Consider the following 24,171-nt stretch of genomic DNA (forward strand, 5'->3'; position numbering starts at 1 on the left):
CTATCGTTTCAGCGAGTTGTTGTTTTTTTACTTACTCTGGTTAATTATAGCTGGCACTTTTGCTGTTCTCCACCCGTGAAATATTAATTTAATCTGAAATAATTACTTAGTAACTGTTGTGACTGCTGGTATTTTTTAGACCACCCTCTATTTGTAAACTTTATTAACGTTCTATCGCCCGTTAGATATTGTCGATCGCCCTCCCAGCATTTTGACCTAATGCAGGGAGTGCTTGTTTTAGCAAGATGTTTCCTACACAGCGCCAACACGCATCTGTTTTCCAGCTAGCAAACTCAAGAAATCGGTGAGCAAACAGAGGCCGGATGCGATCGCCCAAATTAGGCTCGCCCCTGCAATTCCACAAGTTAAAATAAATGGGTGATCGCCTGCTGAGCGGCATCATGTATAATGGAATTGCAAATATAATCGAATCACAACGACGAGTGGCGAAAGTCGATCGCCTGTATAGTAATATTTGGCAGTTGCTAGTCGGTTGCGACACTTCCGGGCGATCGCCCGCAGTTAAGAAAAACCTTTGACTTAAGTACGCGGACTGAAATCAAGATTATTATGTCCTCCGCGAGGAACGAAGCAATCCCAAGTCTGAGCGATTGCTGCATTTCTATCTGCTGTTTCCTTAAACTTTGATGATTTTTGAGTGCCTTGAAATACTATAGCCAACATCCTAACGCTTTCTCGATCGACTACCTCAACGACTTGCGAGGAGCAATTCTAGCCTCCCCTTATCTAGCAATCAACAACCTCAACCGCGATTTCATTGGCACCAAAGGGTTTTCCGTCGTGTTTCAACGTTCGGAAATCGCCGAAGTAGAACGGCGGTTCCCTTTGTTCAAACCCTATCTCGACCAAGCATTACAGCCTGAATGCAATGCTTTTTACCTCAACCCTTTGTTGCTAGGTGAAGGTTCCCGCGTCGATCCGCATATCGATCGATCTTTGCGATCGTACTGCAAAACAGTTGAACCTCCCGCAGCCGTCAGCGTTTTATACGTGCAAGTGCCGCCGAATTTGCAAGGGGGAGAGTTGATACTGCGGCGCAACAAACAGCAAGTCGGGCAGATTAAGCCGCAAGCCAACTCGCTGATCTATTTTCAAGGAGATTTGACTCACTCTGTCAACGCCGTTAAAAGTACCGGAACTCGTTTGAGTTTGGTTTGCGAACAGTACAGTTTGAGCGAAACAGAACTGCAAGATATTCCAGGATTCACAGTGGAATCTAGGGCCATGAAAGCAAAAATTAAGTAAGGTTTATTCGATCCTGGGTTTGGTCGCTTTCACTTGGGTTTACCGTAAACTTAAGGCTCAATCTAAAGCGGGACTTTTGAGCATTTCCATCAACTTCCGCTTCCGACTGTGTAGTTGCATCAGTTGAGAACGATAAGCAGACCACTGAAGATTTTGCCCTGTGTGTAAATAGGCAGCGCGGGCTTTTTCCAACCACTTAATCGCAAGATTGTACTCGCTTGATTTCCCTTGATCCATAATCGATGCAGCACGCCGACAAGCATTGGCGATTACCCAATCGGGGCTGTGGCTAATAGCAGCCCCCATTACTCGGTGAATCAGTGCTGATTGGTAATAACTCAAGCCATCAGCAAGGGCGATCGCATCTTCAATCATTCCCTCATCCAGAAAAATATCAACCTTCGCGTCAGTAAAATTCCAACTTTCATTACTTTTCAGAGTTGCTAACAAATCTGCTTTCAAAGTTGACCAACTATCTCTTGCTAACTCCTTCACTAAACTATAATCGCTAAAAGACGGTTTGATTTTAAATATCTGGATTCTAGCATTTAACGCCACTTCGTCTTCGTCCAACTCAACAGCCAGCTCACTCATCGAGATTGCCAGTTGGTAATGGCAACGACCTGACAAATTTAACCCAGCTTGACAAATTTTCAGAGCTTGTTCTAAGGCTCCCTGTTGCTTTAAAGTTTGAACAAGAGCAAAAGCATCTTCCGCTGATTGCATCTCAGTAGCCGCAGCTTCCACTGCTTCTTCTACTCTCCCCAAACGAGTTAACATCGTCAAGTATTGTTGAGTACAACCTTCTGCTTGGGCTAAGTATAAGTATTCTTGATCGCGTTCCTGGCTATCGAGGATTTGCAAGCGAATCAATGTTAAGTCGTGAGCACAGTCTGGTGCGTCACCAGCCCAAACTCCTTGCCCAGTAATATTGCCTTCAAGTACCTGTTGGAGTAGGGGGTCATCCCAACCTTGGCGTAAAGCTTCCAAGCTCATACTGAAATCACAATCCCATTCATCTTGCCAAGCTTCTAACATCACCTGGAGATCAATCTCTTCTTCAGCAGTTAGTTGAGCCGTCAAAATTGCTTCTGTCCAAGCTTCATTCAAAGCGTTAGCTATCTCATAATTTTCAGCGCCAAACTCTTCTACATCATTCCAATCTTCAACGCAGGCTGTGGTTATGGCTTCTAAAATTACTAAGGCGTTGTTGCCATCCCCCTGTGCGCTGAATTCCTGGGCTCGCTGAATTACATCTAAAAGTTCTTCTGTAATCGGGTCTTCTTCCTCCCATCCATCCTCGAAATAACGAACACCCTCTCGCAAAATTCGTCGTACTTGGTGTCGAAAGGGAGCAGGATCGATGGAGGCGTGGCGCGGTGCTTTGGTAGGTTGGTTTGAAGGTGCAGGAATAGCACTTAAGTTAATGTATTGTTCGATCGCATCAATGAGTGATGGTTCTTTTTGTACTAAATGCTGTATTAATTGCTGGGTTTGTACATCGTTGAGGCGATCGAGCAATTGTTCCAGTGTCGGGCCCTGCTCAATTATTTCTGGTTGCCGCAGACACAGTAACAACGTCGCCACAATGTGTTTACACCACCCACCGTTCTCGTAAGGACAAGTGCAGAATAATGTAGAGGCTAATCCGGCATCATCAAAGGGCAGGCTAACACGGTAGGGTTCTACTTCGGAACCCTCCACTACTGCTTGCACGATATTACCACGCCGGACTGCCCTAGTAACATTGCCAGCTAAATAGTAAGCTTCACCCCGCTTGAGGGATTGGGCAGACGTGTGAAGCTCGATCGTTGTTTCACTGAGTTTGGGAATAACCATGAGACTATGCCTCAGCAATTAAAGGATGAGACTCGATTTTACCTCAGAAATACACTTGGTCTACAATTTAATTGCGTCCCGATTTGAGGTTTCCCTAAATTTCAAAAATCTGTAAAGCAAGCACTGAGGAGGTTCCTTACAAAGGAAAACGAGTAGCACTCGACACAAAAAATATTGGCAATAGTTTATTATTAATTTATAATTAGTGCTTAGCTAAGAATCATCAAATGTCCAGTATGCTTAATCCTTTGCAGTTACCCTCAATTCCTTTATCTGAACGCAAGCAGTTACCTGAATGTGCAGCTATATATTTTGCGATAGATGCAAATAATAGAGTTCTTTATATAGGGAAAGCTAAGAATTTGGTGGCAAGATGGAGAAATCATCACCGCATCCATAAGTTAGAAGAAATTGACCAAGAGTTTCCTGTTAGACTGGCTTGGCAAGCATGGAATGAAGAAAACTTGGGTGAAGCAGAAAAAGGCTTAATTAAAAGATTCCAGCCTTTGCTGAACAATACAGAAGTTGAAACACCTGCTGTCATCCCATCAGAAATTGTGTTAAGAGATTTTCTAAAAAATTTTTCAAGACGGCTAATTATTTTCGGTATGGAACCTAAAGCTCTTGACACGCTCCTCAAAGTCCATCTCAAATATGATTGGCAAAATTTGTCTTCTCAGGGAACAGCAGCTAAGATAAAAGACTACATCAAACAAAACCAAAACACAAATACAAGCCTAAATTTTAAGCGTCATATATATAGTAAATTCAATTGCTTCGCAGGAGAAACTTTTCGTCCAGGTAGTAGAGCGCAGCGAACAATGGCCCGGCAACATCGGTCATACAACAACCACTGGGAATTTGCCTGTAATGGTGTTGTCATTCATATCACCCCTACACATTTTTATCGGAACTATAAAGAAAAAACTCAAGTGACCAAACTAGCGGGAGTAAATTTTCGTGCAATCACAGAAGAGGTGTTTGCGGAGGCCCCAAAAAATAGTAATTATGAATTATCTGGATTATGTTGTTTCAGAAGCGATCCAGTTCCCCTGCTTTGGGTTAACTTGTAAAGCCACCCAACGATGCAAAGCATTTTCGATCGACGCAGGATGTCGGAGTCAATGAAGCTGCCGTTTTGGTAAAAGGCCAGAGGCGATCGACTCACCAATAAAAACCACCAGATTAATTTAAACTGATTAAAAATTAGGCTGCGAAAATCCGATGATCCACAAGAAGAACCGCAAAAAGTTACCTTTATTGGCAGCATTCTTAGTCTCGCCATTTATTTCTTGGTTCCTGAGTACGATCGCCCTATTTCTCAGTCTCTGGGTCATCATACCAGCACCCACCATGTTCCTGTACCCTTTGGCGGTGGGAGCACCAGAAATCAGTCCTTGGTTGGTTGGTATCAATACGATCGCCCTTCTGCTGAACCTGCTCAGACGGCATCAAGGCAAAGTCTACATTATTTTACTGATTTGTAACCTGTTCGGCCTAATCCTGGGCCTGCTTCCCCTGATTCAGTTCCCCGTAGCCAATGCAGCCATAGCTACCCAAATGCAAGCAGTTTTAGGGGAAAACTATTTAGCAGCCGTTCCTCAAGCCGATCGCGCGCAGCTACGCCCTCAACCGTTTATCCTCGCAGATGCGTTCCGAGGAATTCCGATTAGAGACGTTAGGATCGATCGGGCTATTGTATTTGCCAACCCTGACGGAGTTTCACTGCAACTAAACCTTTACCGGCCGATGCAAATTGGCAAATATCCGGCGATTATCACCCTCTACGGGGGAGCTTGGCAGAGAGGCAATCCCGATTCCAATGAGGAATTCAGCCGCTATATGGCCGCCCAAGGCTATTGTGTGGTTGCAATTGATTACCGCCACGCTCCCAAGTATCGATTTCCTGCTCAGCTTGAGGACGTACAAGCCGCTCTTTCCTATATCAAAACTCATGCTAGTGATTGGGAAATCGATCTCGATCGAATTGCTTTGATGGGAAGGTCTGCAGGTGCCCATTTAGCAATGCTAACTGCTTATGATTCAAGTGTGCTTCCAGTTCGAGCAGTAGTGAACTATTACGGGCCAAATGACCTGCTCCGGGGATACAATGACCCACCTTTTCCTGATGCCATAAATGTTCGAGCCGTCTTGCGTGCCTTTTTGGGAGGAACGCCAGACGAACTCAACGAGCTTTACCGTCGGGCTTCTCCCATAAATTATATTAAACCCAATCTTCCCCCTTCTCTACTGGTTTATGCAGGTCGCGACCATATCGTTCAGCCCAAGTTTGGTCGATCGCTCTACCAACGATTGCAAGCCACGGGCGATCGGGCTATTTTGCTCGAAATTCCTTGGGCTGAACACGCCTTTGATGCAGTTTTTAATGGCCCGAGCAATCAATTAGCTTTGTACTACACAGAACGCTTTTTGGCTCATACTCTGAAGTCTTCGGATTACCAACGAGTTAAATAAAAGTTTAAATTTTACTCATTTATTCTCACTAAACGCCGTCTCAAACTGTCTAAACTATTGCTCTAAATCTGTTTATTTTAAATTCCTAGAAATCCCCATTACTGCGCCGGGAAAGTTTTGTGGCGCTGCTGAATAAAAGTTGACTCCGCCAGCGGTGCGGCCACCATGGGGGGATTGCCCCTACAAATTTCATACCCGAATTCAGCAACGCCAAAGTGAGATCCTTTTCTTGGCACAGTATATATAGTATCCCTCGATAAGTCCTGTAAATGTACGATCGCCCTCACTTTCAGCGCCCAACGTCCTGTTACACTGAAATCCTACCGTTGTGTGCGATCGGTGCGATCGACCTTTCTGAAAAAAACCTAAACTTCTGTAGCCTAGGATACATTTATTTGGTTAATGATTGTTTAAACTCTCCAAGTGTAGATTGTGTACTCTCCATAATTCTCCAAAACCCCTAAACGAGTGCGTTGTTTGCTGGACTGCGATTTATCGATCGTCGAACCGTTAAAAACCATAAGTAGTTTTGACCTGAATTCATCGGAATTGATTCGCACAAAATTTTTGAGCTGACCAGGGTGAAGATTAGTTACTAAATCTGTGCAGCGCAGACATCTATCATGTTGACTCAAGTTAGTACAGACTCTTGTCATCTATTTTATTGCTGCTAATAATCGAAATCCAACCGCATCTCACACTGGATTGTCACGCCTGATGGACGGCGAAGTGATTGAGCCTCGCTCCTCCAATCTTTTAGAGCCTGCCAAAAAAGGCATTCTCCCAAAAGTTAGCCTTGACAAAAAATCTTGGGTAAATCCAACATATTCGTCAATCGTTAAACTTTTGCTAACATCTATTTTTTCACAACTACTCGTCCTGCAATCCCAATAAAAATAACCATGAGTGGAAACCAATCGCGCGTTCAAGCAATTTCTCAAATCGTCAACCGCAAACAGATGCCTGCCCAGCCTCCCAAGCGGTTAGAAGATATGTGGGCAACAGACGTTTTTAGTCTGAGCAAGATGCAAGAAAGTCTGCCCAAAAGCATTTTCAAATCAGTAAAAAACACCGTTCAAACCGGCCAAAAACTAGATGATTCCGTAGCTGATGTAGTTGCAGCAGCAATGAAAGATTGGGCTATTTCCAAAGGAGCCCTGTACTACGCCCACGTATTTTACCCGCTAACCAACAGCACCGCCGAAAAGCACGATGCTTTCATCTCAGTGCAAGGCGATGGCTCCGTCATCTCAGAATTTGCAGGCAAAGTTCTCGTACAAGGCGAACCCGATGGCTCCTCATTCCCCAACGGCGGCATCCGTTCCACTGCCGCCGCTCGCGGATACACAGCCTGGGATGTCACCAGCCCTGCTTATGTCATGGAAACAGACAACGGCATGACATTGTGCATTCCCACTGTTTTCATCTCCTGGACAGGTGAAGCCTTAGACAAGAAAACGCCGCTTTTGCGTTCCATTGCCGCAATGAACAAAGCAGCAACCCGAGTGTTAAAGCTATTAGGAAATACCGAAATTGCTCCGGTAAATTCCAGTTGCGGTTCCGAACAAGAATACTTCCTGGTAGATGCCAATTTCACCAACAGCCGCCCAGATTTACTGCTAGCAGGTCGCACCCTGTTTGGCAAACCTCCTGCGAAAGGTCAGCAATTTGACGACCACTATTTTGGAGCGATACCAGAGCGCGTTCAAGTCTTCATGCAGGAAGTAGAAGAAAGAATGTACCGGCTGGGAATTCCTGCCAAAACCCGCCACAACGAAGTAGCTCCCGGTCAATTTGAAATTGCACCTGTTTTTGAAGCTGCAAACGTCGCCAGCGACCACCAACAATTAACCATGACAATTCTCCGCAACACAGCGAAGAAACACGGTTTTATGTGTTTGCTGCACGAGAAGCCTTTCGCCGGCATTAACGGTTCTGGCAAACACGTCAACTGGTCGGTCGGCAATGCCACCCAAGGAAACTTATTAGACCCAGGCGATACACCGCACTCGAACATACAATTTCTAGTTTTCTGCGGCGCTGTGATTCGCGGAGTTCACAAATACGGCCCCCTGTTGCGCGCGGTAGTTGCGACTGCTAGCAACGACCACCGATTGGGTGCAAATGAGGCTCCACCAGCAATTATCTCTGTCTATTTGGGTTCGCAGTTAGAAGAGATCTTCGGGCAAATTAGCCGGGGAGAAGTTAAGGACTCTAAATGTCGGGGAATTATGAACTTAGGTGTAGAAACACTGCCTACTTTCATGAAGGATGCTGGAGACAGAAACCGGACTTCGCCCTTTGCCTTTACGGGAAACCGATTTGAATTCCGTGCAGTAGGTTCCGGTCAGTCTGTTTCCGGGCCGCTGGTGGCGATGAATACAATTCTGGCAGATTCTTTGGACTGGATTGCTAACAAATTAGAAAGCGATTTGGCTAACGGAACTGAACTGAATGCTGCCATCCAAACACTTCTCAAAGAAGTGATGGACGAGCACGGTGCGGTTGTATTTGGCGGCAACGGCTATTCGGAAGAATGGCACAAAATGGCTGTTGAGGAACGAGGTTTAGCTAACTTGCGGACTACGGCAGATGCTTTGCCCGTGTTGAAGGCAGGATACATTGAAGACTTGTTTGAAAAGACAGGTGTTCTGACTCCCGTTGAATTGGAAAGCCGTTACGATGTTTATGCAGAGCAGTATTTGCTGGCAATTGAAGTCGAAGCAAAACTGGTAATAAGCATGGCAAAAACCATTATTTACCCCGCAGCGGTGAGGTATTTAGCTGAACTTTCCGGCACGATTTCTAAGTTGAAAGAGATTGGGATTGAACTGGAAAAGGAAAGTGCCGAAAAAGTAGCGGTGCTGGTTAAGTCCATGATGGATACTGCGAGCAAGTTGAGTGATGCTTTGAGCAAGCACGATTTTGCTTCGACAGAAGACCATATGCAGTATGCTTCGCAAACAATTCGTCCTTTGATGGATGAGGTTCGCAAGTATGCGGATGCTCTGGAAGGTGAAGTGGCTGATGATTTGTGGCCACTGCCTACTTATCAAGAAATGCTGTTTGTTAAGTAATCGAAAATTCGGTTAATTGCAGGTTAGAGTTGTAAGGACACGGCAGTGCTGTGTCCTTACTTGTTTTTGGGCTGAAATGAGTGTTAGGCTGAATCTGTCAGAGTCATTAAATGCGAGCGAGAGTAAGAGTTGTGAAAATTGTTGAGATACCCTTCAAAAATTTCTTGGGGGTAGAAAAAGTAACCTTGCTGCGAAAAGCTCTTATGCGAATTCAATCTTTCTTGAAACAAATGACTCTGGCGGCTGTAGCTCTGGTTTTTGCGATCAGTTGCAGCCGATCGACTCCGAACGTAAACTCTTCCCCGGAAGCCAGCACCTCTAGCAGCTTTAGAGTGGCAATGCTCACCACAGGCGCCAAAGACAACCAAAGTTGGGATCAAGCTTGCTTTGAAGGATTGAATCTAATCAAAAATAAATTTAATGCTGAGGTAGACATTACTGACAGTATTGACGGTGAAAATAGTGAACCTACCATTCGCAAATATGCCCAGTCAGGCTATGACGTGGTAATTGCAGCCAGTGGTGCCTATTCCACAACTGCCGAAAAGGTCGCTAAAGAATTTCCGCGAACGAAATTTGCCCTGATTACAACGCATCCAGGGAATAACAGAAATTTGGGGGCTGTTGCCTTTCGATCGGGTGAGGTGGGGTACCTCACAGGCGCTTTGGCTGCGATAAAGACCAAAACCAATAAAGTTGGCTATATTGTGGGTGAACCTTATCCGGTTTACCAAGAAGAAGAAGCCTTGTTTAGGCGGGGAGTCAAGGCAACGAATCCCTCTGTTCAAGCCTCGACTGCTTTTCTCGATTCTTGGGTTGATACCGAAAAAGCCACCAAAATTGCAACGGATATGGTTGCCTCTGGAGTAGATGTTTTGACCTTCAACGCGGGTGAGGCAGGGTTAGCCGCGCTAAAAGCCGTTTCGCAAAAGCCAGGAGTCTTGGTGATTGGTAGGACAAAGGATCAGTACGAAGTGGCTCCCGGCAAAGTCCTAACTAGCGTTCTGCAGGACATTCCCAATCTGGTGCTAAATGTGGCAGTGTTAACCCAGCAAGGTCGCTGGGAAGGAAAACTTTACAAGTTTGGGCTCAAGGAAAAGATCTACGACTTTGCCCCTTTCCGTGGTAGTCTCACGTCTCAGGAAGAGGACACTTTCAAGACCATCCGAGAAGCTGTGACGACTGGCAAAATTGATGTGTCTCCTTAGTGCGCGCATTAATTGATTTACCAATATTGATCCTTAAGTCCGATGCAAAATCAACGCAACGAGCGCGTTCTGCCGATTGCCAGAAGCTCCCGTTCTCATCCTTGGCAACGCTTCTTTTCTATTGCAAATCAGCTCCGCTATGGTTTGATATTTTTGGTTCTCCTGAGCTTACTGCCCACAGGTGGCTTGCTGATCTACCTCAGCTTTCAGGCGCAGATCCAGCAATCGCGATCGCTCCAACAAGAGCGCAGTCAGACAGCAGCAGGGCAGATTGATAATTATCTAGATGACTTGAAACGAAAACTGAGCTATTTAGCTAGGGTCAAAGGACTCACAAAATTTCAACCTCAAGCGCAGCAGAGCCTGTTGGAAGGGTTGACTCGTCATAATGATGCTTATGAAGCCGTTGCCATTTTGAACCGGAAGGGACAAGTTGTCGCGTCAGTTTCACCCTACGAACCGCTCAAGTTAGAAAATCCCGCCACTTCGCCACTGTTTATTCGTGCCTTCAAACAACAGGAAGATTATGTCAGTCCTGTAGAAATTAATCCTAAAACTCACCAACCAACCACCATTCTGGCGGTTCCGATTCGGAATGAGCGAGATGAGGTGGATGGGGTGCTATTAGCGCAGGTAAATCTCAACTTTCTCTGGTTTATTGTTTCCCAAACGCAGGTGGGCAAAACGGGTTATGTCTATGTAGTTGATGAGCGTAATTTTCTCATTGCTCAAAAGGGTAGTAACCCAGAAAAGTTTCAAATTCAAGATCTTTCTAAGCGATCCTTATTTCAATTTTTGAAAGCCTCCGAAGATACTAAACACCTTAACGTTTATCAAGGTCTAAACCAGGTAGAAGTATTGGGAGCCAGTGCCTTAGTTCGGAGCGTGAATTGGAATGTGGTGGTAGAACTGCCAACGGCTGAGGCGTATGCTCCAGTTTACCAAATGCTCTCAGTTATGGGAGGCTCATTGACGCTGGTCACGATCGTCGCTGTTGGCATTGGGTATCTATTTATTCGGCAAATTGTGGTGCCGCTCCAGCGCTTAACCACGGCAGCTACTCAACTCAGTGCGGGGGAATTAGAGACGCGGGTCAACAGTGATAGCCAAAACGAATTGGGGACATTGGCGATCGCCTTTAACAATATGGCAACCCAGTTAGAGGAACTGATTAAAGCAGTTGAAGTGGAACGCAATTTTGTTTCAGCAATTCTTGAAATTGCAGGTGCGCTGGTAGTTGTGCTCGACCCGCAGGGACAAATCGTTCGCTTTAACCGAGCTTGCGAACAAATGACTGATTACTCATTTAGTGAAGTGAAGGGGCGCTACATTTGGGAGTTGTTCCCGAACTCAGACTTAGCTGGACAAGCCAAAACTGCTTTTGAGTCTTTACAATCTGGTAATTTTCCCCAGCAGTATGAAGGCAGTTGGGTGAGCAAAGATCAACAACTCAGACTCATTGCCTGGTCAGATACTGCTTTAGTCGATGATCGAGGTGAAATTGAGTACATCATCAAAACAGGGATTGACATTACTCAACGGAAACAGGTAGAAGAAGAACTCAAAGCGTCGGAACAGCGGCTATCTTTTATATTCCGTAAAACTTCACTGGCAGTTGTGGAATGGGATTTAAACTTTAAAGTCACTGCCTGGAATCCAGCGGCAGAGCAGATTTTTGGTTACACGGCTACAGAGGCGATCGGACACCATCCCGCAGAATTAGTTGTGCCTGCATCTGCCCGAAATGTCGTCGATCAAATTATGAACAACCTGTTGATGCAGAGCCAAGGAATCTACAGCGTCAATGAAAATTTTACAAAAAACGGCAAAACCATTATTTGCGAATGGTTCAATACGCCTTTAGTAGGGGATGGTGGAAATATTGTTGGAGTTGCATCCTTGGCACTGGATATTACTGAGCGCAAGCAAGCCGAAGCTGCGTTAAGGCAAGCCAAAGAGGAAGCTGAGGTTGCACTCAAAACCTTACAGCAAACTCAGGCACAGCTTATTCAGGCAGAGAAAATGTCAGGTTTGGGGCAACTGGTTGCTGGTGTTGCTCACGAAATTAATAATCCAGTCAACTTTATCTATGGCAACCTGAGCCATACTGCCGACTATACGCAAAATTTACTAAAGTTGATTCAGCTTTACCAGCAAACCTATCCAACTAATACCCAAATTCAGGAAAAAATTGAAGAGTTCGATCTGGACTACATTAGTGAAGATTTGCCCAAAATCCTGACTTCAATGAAGGTAGGAGCCGATCGCATTCGTCAAATTGTCCTGTCGCTGCGAAACTTCTCGCGGCTGGATGAGGCAGAAAAGAAGCCTGTTGATATCCACGAAGGAATTGACAGCACATTGATGATTTTGCAAAATCGACTGAAGGCAAATCCGGCTCATCCTGCTATTGAAATTGTCAAAGAGTACGGGGACTTACCGCTAGTAGAGTGCTATGCCGGACAGTTGAACCAAGTCTTTATGAATATTCTGGCAAATGCGATCGATGCTTTAGAAAACTATGACAATCAGCGTTCCCCAAAAGACATCCAAAAGAATCCCAGTCGCATCACTATTCGGACTAAGCTAGTCACAAACGAAACTGGGCCCGGTCATTCAAAAAATGTGGTCATTCAAATTCAAGACAATGGCTCTGGGATGACGGAAACTGTTAGACAAAACGTGTTCAATCCCTTCTTCACCACAAAACCAACTGGTAAAGGAACTGGATTAGGGCTATCCATCAGCTATCAAATTGTAGTTGATAAGCACGGTGGCTCCATCGAGTGCTTCTCTCAACCCCATCAAGGAACAGAGTTCCTAATTGAAATTCCTGTTTTGCAAAGCGGTGCTGTAGCACTCGTGGGTAAATAACTGCTATCACATTCCTCTATATATAGCGTTTCTCATGATAGACACCTATGAAGCTAGCTACAAATCGCGCTGCGATAGTTTATCGAACAGGTTTCGTGAGGGTTTGATGAACGGCATTGTGGGTTTTGAGAGGGCTGTTATATCATTCCGGTGCAACGGGAATTGATATAAAAGGTCGATCGACCTCACAGCCTGACTCAAAATTGTCTCAAATGTCAACACCATGATTTAGCTGTGCTTGTTAGTTCTCGTTCGGTGAGGGCGCGAGACTTGGTAAGTCATCGGGAATTTTGGTTACGTCTAATCCTAAAAGCTCAAACATAGTTTTTAGAGAAACCTGGTACAGGTTAGCCAGTGCAGCTACGTTTTCAACTGTTGGCATGGACTTTCCTGATTCCCAGTCAGCTTGCATCCGCTCAGAAACGCCGATATGTTGTTTGACTTGAGGGCGGGTTAGCCCAGCTTTTTCTCTGAGAAGCCTTAATGGAGACTTGTCCTTTTCTTGCAAATTTTCTTGCACAGTACATGAAGTTTGTTTCATGAAGCTAACCTCTTGACTTGGTTGTTTTGATGAAGTACACTTCATGTAGAGCGACCACACAAAGGCGGCCGGGCGAGCCTACTTTCGTCAAAATGCAGGTTTAAAGAACCGCCTTATTTTTTAGTGTCTATCAATTGTGCCTGCATACCCAAGCGTTTTTTTTGGGGCAAAAGCGCATAGCTCAAGCTCCTTTCCCTCAACGCCGAGGAGGTGGTGCCATGTAAAAGGTCGATCGACCTCACAGCCCAGTTTAAAATTGTATCAAATATCAAGACCATGATTTAGCTCTGTTTGTTAGCTGTTCCTCGGCGGAACGTAATCATCAACCAGTCCTGAAACATCTAGCCCGATCGAGTGACAGAACTGTTTCAAGCTAATATTTAGGGCTGTACAGATGGCTATTGCAGTATCAACTCTGGGTTTTTGTTTTCTTTTTTCTATTGAATACAAAGTATCTTCAGAGACTTTCCCCGTCAGTTGCTGGCTAAGCTCTCGGCGACTAAAGCCCCTGTATTCTCTAATTTCTGCAAGGCTCATTTCGTATAAATCCCGTACTTCTTGATTCATGGTGCAGAATATTCCGTAGTTTACCCTTGACATAAGCAGTAAGCCTGACTAAACTACGACAAATGGACACAGCAAAGCAGTTGGGCGAGCCTCCAAGGTCAAAATACAGGTTTGAAGAACTGCCTGATTTGTAGTGTCTATCAATTGTGCCTGCATACGCAAGCGTATTTTCGGGGCAAGGGCGCATACCTCAAGCTCCTTTCTCTCTTACATGGACGAACCCCTGTCGGTTAGTTGTCCTCGCGCGAGGGCGATCTGATCAAAGGGATATCGTCAGGGATGTTGGAGATATCGATGCCTAGCAATCTAGCCACGGTTTTGGGCGAAAGCTTTAACTCCCGGCATAGGGCGAAGAAATTATCCGCCCGTGGCATTTTCCGACAATTAACCCAGGAGTTCACTGTATTTAGAGAAACTCCTAAGTTTCGGGCTAGTTGTTCCTGAGTAGCTTCAGCCAATTGGATAGCTTCTTGAATAGTTTCTGGTTTGAGATAGTCTATATCTTGATTCATTTAAACTAAAGTTATACAACTTTAGTTGACAAAGATGAATTATCCAACTAAAGTTGTAAGTGACGGACATGACAGAAGGCGGCCGGGCGAGCCGAACATTCAAAACGTCCAGGTTTGAATAACCGCCTTAGTTGTAGTGTCTATCAATTGTGCTTGCATACCCAAGCGTATTTTTGGGGCAAGGGCGCATACCTCAAGCCCCTTTTTTCTCAACGCCGAGGAGGTGGTGCTATGTAAAAGGTCGATCGACCTCACAAGAGTGCCCAACTCAAGATTGTATCAAAGATCCAGACCAAAACTTCTACTTTGCGATCGCACAACTTCCGTGCTATCGTGCCCTTTCTCGAACCATTCCAGATCATGTCCACATCAATTGACAACTTCTACCTAGGCGATGTCGCCTCCAACTTTCACTTTGCAGGCCCGCTGCTAGACTTTGAAGAAGAAATCCAGAATCAATCTCCCTTTCACGATTTAGACTACCTGACAGGCGAAATTAAAAGGGGATTCCTAGACTACGTGCGTCAAGGAATCATGCTGGACGCGATCCGAAAGCTGCGATTGTACAAAGACAAGTTCAAAACTTTTAAAAGTTACTGCGAACAAGCATTAGGCAGGCAATATTTTTACTGCACACAAATTATCAAAGCTGCGAGTATTTGCCTGCGCTTAATTAAAGCAGGATTTGAGATTTTGCCTAGCTGCGTTGCTCAAGTTGTTCCTTTGTTCAAACACGCAATTACCGACCAATATGGCGACTGTCGTTTACAGGAAAAGTGGCAAGAAGTTGTTGATGTCATACCCAAAGAAAGGATTACCGCAGTAACTATTGCCGAAACAGTTGACAACAATCCCAACCTCCGGCTCAAACAAATTCGCATTAAAACCGACACCTACGCCCTTTTAACAAAAAAAGCAGCCGCAGCCGGACTGTCAATTTCGGAATTCTTGGCAAGGTTGGTTGGCGAATACAATCCCAGCAATTTAGAGCAGCCAGCGGAACATACTCCCGAACAAGAGGAGATTTTAGACCAATTAGACGCGGAGTTTAAGAAGCCGGCCACGGAACAGACTTCAATTTCGGCCCCAGGAAAAGTTAAGTCTAAAGGTTTTGGAGTCAAAGTTGAGCCTAAAGGTGGTAAAAGGGAAGTTAAGGCGAAAACTTCGGAAGGGAAAGTTAAGCCAAAAACTTCGGAAGGTGAAGTTAAGTTCAAAAATCGGCAAAGTGAAATCAAAGCCGAGAAACAGTCGAATTCATTTAATGAGAAAAATCATGAAGTCATCTGCCCAAAATCCAATCATGCGTCAACTGAAATTAATGGAGGTTCAACTGAACGAAATTCAGTGCCACCTTATTAAAGCCAGTGTGTTGAATTGGTGGCAAATAGTTTTGCCTGACGGTCAGAAAATTGCGATCGAGCACGCGGGCGGCGGACACTGGGTTTTTCGGGCTAACGGGCTTGAGAAATCTCATCCAGAAGTGCGGCTAGCGGTGTTAAGGGCGATCGCCCAAGGCTGTCGCAGGTAAGTTATCAGGGGGTTTTTCCCTGTAGCATCTCAAGTAGTGCTGCGGGTGAGGACACGGCATCACAGCCGTGTCCCGGAAGGGGCTGTGGGCGATCGGATTTGAGATGATTTGGGGATGCAGGGGGCGATCGACATTAGTTGCGATTGCGATCGGCTTGTAGGGCGCTCTGGGCACCGCCAAAAAGCCTTGGACTTATAGCGCCCCCTCAATAGCTAAGGCTGCCTTACAAGCGTTGTCAAAGCAATTTTTAGCTCGGCTTTTGATCCTGGTGGCGATTTCAATAGGAAGCGACTGATCTAATAGTTCGGTAATCGTGTTTTTTGTTGATCGCGTGGGGCGGCAGTTGTCACAGCAATCCCTTTTTCTAGCTGGATTGTAGCAAGCCAGAGCTGTGGCTTGCACTCTTGACCCCGAGAAGTGCGATCAGGCTTTGGCATGGCATTAGCGAGCTATAGTCAGCATTTGGCAAATTAATTGTCCCTTCCTTGAAAATTTACAAAATTTAAATACAAGTTCCTATGTCCTTAACCATACATTTAAGTTCCTGATCAATCTCCTCTTTTTTCATAAACGCTGCCAATCGAGAGCCATCTCTTTCTTTTTTAAAACGAACATTATATTCTTGGCACACCAGATCAATTAAAATGTCACCAGGAACCATATTTAGTTTATCACTTTTCCAAGAATTACTAACCTGTTCCAACTGTTCTTGATAAACTGACTCCACTTTTTGTTTATCGGCTTCCAACTGATTAATTATTCTCTCGATTTCTCCTTTTACCCTGTCAGTAATTCCCGGTTTAGTGCCATCACCCTCACAAATATCTTTAGATGGATAAATTGGTTGACATAAAACTTTTACTACGCGCTTTTCTATCGCTAACTGCTTTAATTCTTCAGCACATTTTTCTATTTTTTCATTAATTTCAGCTTCTGTTGGTAATTCATTATTATTTAAATCATGTGAATATTGTCTCTTAAATTTTATAAGCTCTATAATAGCTCTAGGACAGATTAGATAGTTTTCTATTTCTCTTTTCCTTAAAACTTGTAAGATGGCTTTTTGCCCCAAACGATTTTGAAGTTTCAAAACTTCAGAGTCTTCTTTTTCATCTCTATCCATGAGAAACCACATTTTGACTTGACGCTTAGTTAAGAATGATAAAATCTCCTCTGTGGCAAAGTGAGCAAAGTTACGTACTCCTCCCATAGGAATAAAACCTACATTAGCTTGGCTGAAGTTAATTTCTAAGGTAGATGCCAATTCACGAAGGATATCTTCATCAGATTGACCTTCTACAAATACAAGTCTATCAAACATAAATACAGAACTTAATCTAATACCTAGTTCCTTGGGAATTTTAGCTTCTGCTTCCTCAATGTTTAACTTTTTAACTTGAGTTGACTCCCCTTTGGATATCAAATAAACATTCTGCATTTCAGCAGTATCTAAAAAATTAGTAGAATGAGTTGTTAAAAATACTTGGCAGCGTGAGCTAAGACGTTTTAGATACCGCATCATACTTGTTTCAAGAGCGGGATGAAGATGAATTTCTGGTTCTTCAACAAGAAGAATATTGGGATTGCCAAACTCTACATCTAGAACTAATCTTAGAGACTCTTTAATTCCAGAACCATTAACTTCTACCAAGAAGTTATCAACATCTAATTCCGCAATTTTAGCAATTCTTCCTTGTGGTGATTCACTTTGAAAGGCATCTATACGAACTCCTAATAATGACGAGACGGTTTCTTTTATATTACCAAGAGCCTCTTCACCTCCTCGCTTTACTTTTAGTGAAAGAAGCCGCTCTGCTTCCTCTTCACCTATTGGTTTACGCCTCTCTGTAAGGTGAAGAACTTTCATTTCAGAAACTCTTTGTAGTAGTTTTTTCGCATAATCTGGTAGGGAATTACCCTCACCAGTGAACGTATCAATCTTTCTTTTGAGAGGTTTTTCTTGAACTTTGGTCGCCTCTTCTTTCATTTTCTCGGCAAGGGTTTGAACTAATTCTATAAACTCATCAAAAGAAGCTGCTTCACTATATTTATCTTCAAGCTCTTTAAGAAGGTCAGGGCTTATACGAGTACGAACAGAACCAGAAATAATGTCACTATAATAAATAAATGGTATTCCTGATTCTCGCCCAGACTTCCATTCTCTGCGAAGTCTAGAATTAGCTATTATCTTGCTTAGTATTTTGCTCAGATCCTCTGCATCACTATTCTGCTGGCTATAGCTGGATAAATTTTCATAAAGTTCTACAGCAGCATCATTAGAAACAGCTAATATAACTCTTTCAGCTTCAGGATAAGATGAATTAGAGATAGGAGTTTTGCCTAGAGAAATTTTCCTAACAAAACTAAAGCTTTTTGGGGGAGGAGTAATGCAAAGAAATATAAAAATTTGTAGTGCTGGATCGAGAACACTTACAGCGTTTTTCATTTGTGGCGCTTCGGTAACGATATCTTGTACTAAACCATCTATATCTGGGGATGACATCGAAAATGTCAGAGTAATTTCTATTGATTCATGTGTTTCTTTGTTGAAGAAATCAATTTCTTTACCGATGGGTGGGTTGAGTGCAACGACGTTACCATCTTGAATACAATTAAAGAAAGAATTTATAGCTGAAAGTATACTTGACTTGCCAGAATTATTCTTGCCAATAAGAACATTGAAGTCACCACACTTGATGATATCAACACTTTTAATACTTCGGAATTTTGATATATAGACAGACTCTAGTTTCATGAGGATTTTCCCTATAATGCTTCTGATGCAGTTTTGGTAACCATTATTGACAATAATACATCGCTTCTCTATTCCCGTAAAGTTTTAGTTAAACGCTGATGTATCCGATCGCACCAAACCCGAATCACAGGCTCGCCAGAGTTTAGGGATGCGATCGCCTTTGACCTATCAAACTCTACCAGATCGAGCGATCGCCCTTTTAAATCCCACCATACCATAAACCGCTCCGCCGAAACTGGACTCGTAAACTCTTTGATTGACACAACTCGACTCGAACAAGTACCCCCTACCATGTCAACGTAGTGTTCTAACCAACTGAACTATGCGTCTGTTAATCACTTCAATTCATGACATTTTCCCAGACTATACTCAAAAGACATCTCCAATAATCAACTTGAAATCTTTGTACCGAGGTAGCTGAATCTTAATTTCCACAGATGTCTAATACTCTGCCTTACTCTATTTGATGAAGCAATAGCTCAATTGTCTCCACTAACGTTTCAGGCTTAACAGGCTTGGGAAGATGCCTGTGAAATCCGGCTGCTAGTGCTTGCTGTTGATTTGTCTCACCTGCATACGCTGTCAGGGCGATCGCGGGAATCTCTCCTCCCTCCTGTGTGGATAGTTGTCTGACTTGACGAATCAACATATAGCCATCAATTTGTGGCATTCCAATATCAGCAATCAAAACATCTGGCTTATATTCATTGAGTTGTTGTAGCGCATCTGTTGCGGAAGATACAGAGATCACTGTGGCTCCCGCTTGCTCCAATATACATTGAACTAACTCTAAATTGTCTAGTTCGTCATCGACTGCCAAAATACATAATCTAGCCAAGGGTGAAGTGTGAGCCTTGAGTGATAGATTGTCCGGCTGGTCACTGTTTACCTCATTGCTTCTGGCTAATAAGGGAAGTGTGACAGTAAATGTTGCTCCCTGTCCTTCTCCAAAACTTTCGGCTTTGACAGTTCCACCATGTAGCTCAACGACGTGACGCACGATCGCTAATCCCAGCCCTAACCCACCAAAGGTTCTCGTAATACTGCTATCGGCTTGTCGAAAGGTGTCAAATACATAGGGAATAAATTCTGGCTTAATCCCTTTTCCTGTATCCCTGACTTGAATTTGAGCAGAGGAATCAATCGTTTTCAACTCAACTTCAACTCTACCTCCAGTTGGGGTGAACTTAATGGCATTGGTGAGCAAATTCCAGACAACCTGTTGCAATCGGGTAGCATCTCCTAACACATCGCCGACGTTGGGATCTAGCTGAGTTTTAATTTGAATTTTTTTCGCTTCGGCGGCTAAACTAACTGTTTCGATCGCAGCTTTAAGAGTTGTTTTCAAATTAATAGGAGTAGAGTTCAAACTCAGCTTGCCTTGCAGAATGCGAGAAATATCCAGCAAATCCTCAATCAGTTGAACTTGCAACTCGGCGTTGCGTTCAATGGTTTCGAGAGCTACCGCCGTCTTGCTGGAATCTAGGGTTCCCCTTCGCAGCAGTCGAGTCCAACCCAGAATCGGATTCAACGGAGTTCGCAATTCGTGCGACAAGACAGCTAAGAACTCATCTTTAATTCGGTTAGCTGCTTCGGATTGTGCCCGTGCTTGCCGTTCTGACTCGTAGAGCCGTGCTCGGTCGATCGACTGCGCCGACTGCTGTGCCAGCGCCAAAATGAAAGCGCGATCGCTCTCGGAAAGTTGGGGAACAGTCGAAAAACTCAGCGACAGTCCACCAACGGCTTGTCCTTCAATCAACAATGGCACTGAAATCCAGGCTTTTGAACCAACCTTGGCATAAGCTTGGGCTAAATCAGGATAACGGGCAATTCGGTTTTCGATAGTTTCTAGCCAAACAGGTTGCCCAGTTCGCACAGCTTCTGCCAGAGGATAGGGTGCATGAATCGAAAAACTGCGCGGAAATTCTCCTACGTGCTCATACCCGATCGCTTGAATAATCTCCAGTTCGCTTGCCTCCTGGTTTAATACCGCAACCAAACCACAACTTGCTCCCAGTGCGGACATTCCCTGTTCAATAATGACCTGAGCCACTTGAGCCGAGGTTAGCGATTCAGACAAAGCCGTCATCACCGCCAGCAGTCGAGCCGTCCGGTTAGCAGCGAGTTCGGTGGCTAATTTCGCTTGTTGTGTTTCATTGTAGAGACGAGCGTTATCAATGGCGATCGCTGCCCGCCCAGCCAAATCTTCAGCCAGGGCAAGGTCTTCTAGGCGATAGTGGCGATCGGATTCAGTAAACACAAACGTAATACTACCCAACACGCGCCCGCGTGCCTGTAGCGGTGCAATGATGCAGGACTTTAACCCAACTCCACGTAAGATTTCCAGGTATTCACCATTCGGCACTGTGGCAACTAACTGTTCATCTGTAATCTCAATCCCAATTTCAACCTGTCCTGTTTGCATGACTTTAGCAATGCCATACCCATCATCGAGATGTCTGGGAAAGCGTTGAGCCAACTCCCAGCCAAACTTCACTTTTTCGGGATCTGAATGAGCCACTGCAACCCGACCAATTGTGTGATCGTCATTCAGCAGATCAACACTACACCAATCTGCAAAATAAGGAACTGCCAGCTTTGCAACGCTTTGGAGAGTTTGTTCATAGTCTAGTGAAGAGGAAAGGACAGCACTCACTTGGGCTAAAAATGCTGATTTTTCCTGAGAATTCTCTGCTACAGCACGGGCTGCCTGTTCTTGAACAAGCTGTACTCGTTCGTCTTCGGTTTGCTTGCGTTCCGTAATGTCGCTGAAAGCAGCAATGATATTGATAATTTGCCCCTCTGCGTCAAACAAAGGGGAAGCATTGATCGAGAGAATCCTGCGAGTTCCATCGGCATGGCTAATGCCATGTTCAATACCATAAACAGGCTCACCTGTTTGCATAACCCTCGCAAACGGCAGTTCATCTTCTGGGAAAGGATGACCCTCCACGGTTGTAATGAACCAGGATGGATCGTTATAGCCTCGCTCCACAATGTCGCTGCTAGTTAATCTTAAAATCCTCTCTGCTGCCTTATTTGCGGCAATAATCTGTCCGGTAGAATCTAGAATAGTGATGCCATCAGGAATAGTTTGGAAGATGCTGGATAATTGCGCTTCACCCTCACGCAGAGCAGTTTCTGCCTGCTTGCGTTGTGTAATGTCGTGCATCACGACAACAGCACCCTGTTTTTCGCCGTTGGCTGCAATAATTGGCTGTCCAGTTGCTAACAGCATTCGCGCAGTTCCCTGCTGCGGAACAATCATCATTTCCACATCACGAACGTTTTGTCCTTGCAATGCCTGGAACAGGGGAATATCCTCTGTATTCATTGGTGTTTTGCCGTCGGGCAAATACAAGTTATAATACTGGGCCCATTGCTCCGGTGGAACTGGCTGCTGAGGTAATCCATGAAAATCTTTAGCTGCTTGGTTAAATACCGTCAATATGCCATCGGCATTGCAAGCGACAATGCCAGCTTGAACGTTGTTTAAAATTGCCTTCAAAAAGTCCTGTTCTTTCTGAAGAGTGGCTTCTACCTCCTGGCACTTTGTGATTTCGGCTTTCAATTGTCGAGCGAGTTGAGATGTTTCAGTCGTGTCTTGAAAGTAAATAAGTAAGCCATCTTCACTCTTGATGAGGCGAATTCTCAACCACTTGTGGAGTGAGGGGTAGTGTTCTTCAAACTCGATCGCAGTTGGCGTTGCGATCGCTTGATGACAATACTTATATAGCTCAGAGGTAAGATCGACCGAAAATATAGTCCATATATTTTTGCCTATCAGGTGTTGCCGCTTCCTGTTTAAAAGCTGCTCTGCTTTATGGTTGACATAGGTGCAGTGCCACTCTGAATTAATAGAAATAAAGGCCTCAGCCATGTGATCGACTATTACCGCAAATCGTCGTGCTTCGAGTGCTTTGCAGTCCGTACATAGCTCTTGAGGAAAATTTACAGTAAGCTCTTCTCGATCATTCAAGGAGGGTGTACGTTCTACATTCATTGCGGTTAGTCCTGCCTATTTACCTATTATGCCAGCTATTGTTAGGGAATCAAGATATACAGGAGTTACGCAGAGCTCCCCTTAGCCTCCTAAAAAAGGGACTTTGACTGTTCCCCCCCCTAAAAAAGGGGGCTAGGGGCGATCGAGGTTTTAGGCTTTTGGTGCGTAAGTCCTAATATATAGTATGCCCAAAACCTCAGCCATTCAGTGTTTAAGCAAACGGGCGATCGCCACTCATGGGACAGCACCGCTAAAAATTCGTCTTTAATCCGGTTAGCGGCTTCTGCTTGGGACAGTGCAAGGCGATCGCGTTCTCACAGTTGTTCTCTTTCTTGTTCTGCTTGCTTGCGCTTTGTTCACGGATGGGGATGGTGTCTACGAGAATCAAGCTAGCGTTTCTTTAACAGCGAACTCATGCAAACTACGCAACTGCTCAGCAACAGCCTCGACGAAACGTGGCGACTGTACTAAATCTCTGGCTAGACATATTCTGTCATTCCTAATTGAGAATGCCAAATCTACCAGTTTGGTTGTAGAAAAAACCAAACCCGCTTTGGGGGCGGGTTTTAGCTATGGACAGAAATGGACTCTAACAAGTGACCCCTACAATGGCATTGTAGTGCTCTAACTAACGGAGCTATGCGATCGCCTGATCACTTATCCACCGTTAAAAATTTGCTTAGCGGTCAAATTCAACTCGGGAAACACCACTGATTCAATCCTTTCCTCTCCCCGAAACAGCTTAATTTGATACTCACCATCTACTAACTGATAAACCGATAAAGTCGGCTGTTTCGGATAACCAATATAACGGCTACCCCCTAAACCCAAATAATCTACAATCCAATATTCAGGAATGCCTAATCCTTCATAATCAATCATTTTGTGTGCATAATCATCACGCCAATTTGTGCTGACAACTTCAATAACTAATTTAACCGAATTTCCCTGAGTAATAACTGATTCTCTTTCCCATCGAGACTCATTGGCTTCTACGGCTTGTTTATCTAATACAATCACATCTGGATCGTAGCCAGAGTTATCGTTAAATTTAATTGTACATTCCTTCGGAATAAAGTAAGGAAGTTGTAATCGCCTGATTTCTAAACCTAATTCGATCGCCTGAAAACCCGCGCTCGCTGAATGTTTACCAGTTGGATTTGGCATTTCAACAATAACTCCGTTATGTAATTCATAGCGTCCGTTTTCGGGTTTCCATTCCAGGAATTCATCAAAACTCATTAACTTCGATATCGCTTGAGTCATGGTAAAGTCTCCAATGCTCTAATATCATTTGATTCTGATTCAGTAGGGTGCGTCAGATTTTTAAGTTCATTATCTAACTAATAGGTTAATTGTCTAGCGAAAGACCAAACTCTCGGTAGGAGGGCAAACCTAAAACCCTTGATTTATAAATGATTGAAATTCATGGACACAACTGGACTCGAACCAGTGACCCCTACGATGTCAACGTAGTGCTCTAACCAACTGAGCTATGCGTCCTCACGAATTCCTAATGTAGCAGA

19 protein-coding genes and 2 tRNA genes are annotated in these 24,171 nt (G+C 44.3%); 9 read left to right on the forward strand and 12 right to left on the reverse strand.

Annotation, left to right across the window (positions count from 1 at the left end; all coding sequences use genetic code 11):
- Positions 1-181: 181 nt before the first annotated feature.
- Complete coding sequence (locus QUA74_RS05945) at positions 182-364, reverse strand: hypothetical protein (RefSeq protein ID WP_333326073.1); 183 nt, start codon at positions 362-364, stop codon at positions 182-184.
- A 10-nt stretch (positions 365-374) separates the two neighbouring features.
- On the opposite strand from QUA74_RS05945, the gene QUA74_RS05950 reads away from it, so the two are divergent.
- Positions 375-539, forward strand: coding sequence for a hypothetical protein (locus QUA74_RS05950; RefSeq protein WP_333326075.1), 165 nt, complete (start codon positions 375-377; stop codon positions 537-539).
- Between the two features lie 115 nt (positions 540-654).
- Entirely contained in the window at positions 655-1,266 is a 612-nt protein-coding gene (locus tag QUA74_RS05955) for a 2OG-Fe(II) oxygenase (RefSeq protein WP_333326077.1), read from the forward strand.
- A gap of 57 nt (positions 1,267-1,323) precedes the next feature.
- On the opposite strand, the gene QUA74_RS05960 is transcribed toward QUA74_RS05955, so the two are convergent.
- A complete protein-coding gene (locus QUA74_RS05960; protein WP_333326079.1) occupies positions 1,324-3,105 on the reverse strand; it encodes an SWIM zinc finger family protein in 1,782 nt (593 codons plus the stop codon).
- A 227-nt stretch (positions 3,106-3,332) separates the two neighbouring features.
- On the opposite strand from QUA74_RS05960, the gene QUA74_RS05965 reads away from it, so the two are divergent.
- From QUA74_RS05965 to QUA74_RS05985, 5 genes are all read left to right on the forward strand, one after another.
- The gene (locus QUA74_RS05965) at positions 3,333-4,178 is read left to right on the forward strand and encodes a GIY-YIG nuclease family protein (protein WP_333326081.1); all 846 of its coding nucleotides are present in this window, start codon (positions 3,333-3,335) and stop codon (positions 4,176-4,178) included.
- A 151-nt stretch (positions 4,179-4,329) separates the two neighbouring features.
- Entirely contained in the window at positions 4,330-5,580 is a 1,251-nt protein-coding gene (locus QUA74_RS05970) for an alpha/beta hydrolase (RefSeq protein WP_333326083.1), read from the forward strand.
- Positions 5,581-6,482: 902 nt separating this feature from the next.
- Positions 6,483-8,657 (forward strand): glutamine synthetase III, encoded by a 2,175-nt coding sequence (locus QUA74_RS05975; RefSeq protein WP_333326085.1) that lies wholly within the window; start codon positions 6,483-6,485, stop codon positions 8,655-8,657.
- 131 nt (positions 8,658-8,788) lie between these two features.
- Positions 8,789-9,865: a BMP family protein gene (locus QUA74_RS05980; RefSeq protein WP_333326087.1), complete on the forward strand. Its 1,077-nt coding sequence runs from the start codon at positions 8,789-8,791 to the stop codon at positions 9,863-9,865.
- A gap of 42 nt (positions 9,866-9,907) precedes the next feature.
- On the forward strand, positions 9,908-12,739 hold the full coding sequence (locus QUA74_RS05985; protein WP_333326089.1) for a PAS domain S-box protein: 2,832 nt from the start codon (positions 9,908-9,910) through the stop codon (positions 12,737-12,739).
- A gap of 241 nt (positions 12,740-12,980) precedes the next feature.
- On the opposite strand, the gene QUA74_RS05990 is transcribed toward QUA74_RS05985, so the two are convergent.
- From QUA74_RS05990 to QUA74_RS06000, 3 genes are all read right to left on the reverse strand, one after another.
- Complete coding sequence (locus tag QUA74_RS05990; protein ID WP_333326091.1) at positions 12,981-13,280, reverse strand: helix-turn-helix transcriptional regulator; 300 nt, start codon at positions 13,278-13,280, stop codon at positions 12,981-12,983.
- 294 nt (positions 13,281-13,574) lie between these two features.
- Entirely contained in the window at positions 13,575-13,847 is a 273-nt protein-coding gene (locus QUA74_RS05995; RefSeq protein ID WP_190732404.1) for a helix-turn-helix domain-containing protein, read from the reverse strand.
- A gap of 230 nt (positions 13,848-14,077) precedes the next feature.
- The gene (locus QUA74_RS06000; protein WP_333326094.1) at positions 14,078-14,359 is read right to left on the reverse strand and encodes a helix-turn-helix transcriptional regulator; all 282 of its coding nucleotides are present in this window, start codon (positions 14,357-14,359) and stop codon (positions 14,078-14,080) included.
- Between the two features lie 360 nt (positions 14,360-14,719).
- Here QUA74_RS06000 and QUA74_RS06005 point away from each other — a divergent pair, with 360 nt between their 5' ends.
- Positions 14,720-15,718, forward strand: coding sequence for a hypothetical protein (locus QUA74_RS06005; protein WP_333326096.1), 999 nt, complete (start codon positions 14,720-14,722; stop codon positions 15,716-15,718).
- 7 nt (positions 15,719-15,725) lie between these two features.
- Positions 15,726-15,887: a hypothetical protein gene (locus tag QUA74_RS06010; RefSeq protein ID WP_333225806.1), complete on the forward strand. Its 162-nt coding sequence runs from the start codon at positions 15,726-15,728 to the stop codon at positions 15,885-15,887.
- On the opposite strand, the gene QUA74_RS06015 is transcribed toward QUA74_RS06010, so the two are convergent.
- The 7 genes from QUA74_RS06015 to QUA74_RS06045 form a co-directional block, all read right to left on the reverse strand.
- Positions 15,855-16,061, reverse strand: coding sequence for a hypothetical protein (locus tag QUA74_RS06015; RefSeq protein WP_333326098.1), 207 nt, complete (start codon positions 16,059-16,061; stop codon positions 15,855-15,857). The two genes, QUA74_RS06010 and QUA74_RS06015, sit on opposite strands and share 33 nt — an antisense overlap.
- A 328-nt stretch (positions 16,062-16,389) precedes the next feature.
- Positions 16,390-18,642: an AAA family ATPase gene (locus QUA74_RS06020; RefSeq protein WP_333326100.1), complete on the reverse strand. Its 2,253-nt coding sequence runs from the start codon at positions 18,640-18,642 to the stop codon at positions 16,390-16,392.
- Positions 18,643-18,710: 68 nt separating this feature from the next.
- A complete protein-coding gene (locus QUA74_RS06025) occupies positions 18,711-18,905 on the reverse strand; it encodes a hypothetical protein (protein ID WP_333326102.1) in 195 nt (64 codons plus the stop codon).
- Positions 18,899-18,972: transfer RNA gene (locus tag QUA74_RS06030), tRNA-Val, on the reverse strand. Before QUA74_RS06030 ends, QUA74_RS06025 begins: the two co-directional genes overlap by 7 nt.
- A gap of 124 nt (positions 18,973-19,096) precedes the next feature.
- Complete coding sequence (locus QUA74_RS06035) at positions 19,097-22,645, reverse strand: PAS domain S-box protein (RefSeq protein ID WP_333326104.1); 3,549 nt, start codon at positions 22,643-22,645, stop codon at positions 19,097-19,099.
- Between the two features lie 657 nt (positions 22,646-23,302).
- Complete coding sequence (locus QUA74_RS06040) at positions 23,303-23,911, reverse strand: Uma2 family endonuclease (RefSeq protein ID WP_333326106.1); 609 nt, start codon at positions 23,909-23,911, stop codon at positions 23,303-23,305.
- 163 nt (positions 23,912-24,074) lie between these two features.
- Positions 24,075-24,148: transfer RNA gene (locus QUA74_RS06045), tRNA-Val, on the reverse strand.
- Positions 24,149-24,171 lie beyond the last annotated feature (23 nt).

The organism is Microcoleus sp. LAD1_D3, from assembly GCF_036702135.1.
Classification (GTDB): domain Bacteria; phylum Cyanobacteriota; class Cyanobacteriia; order Cyanobacteriales; family Microcoleaceae; genus Microcoleus.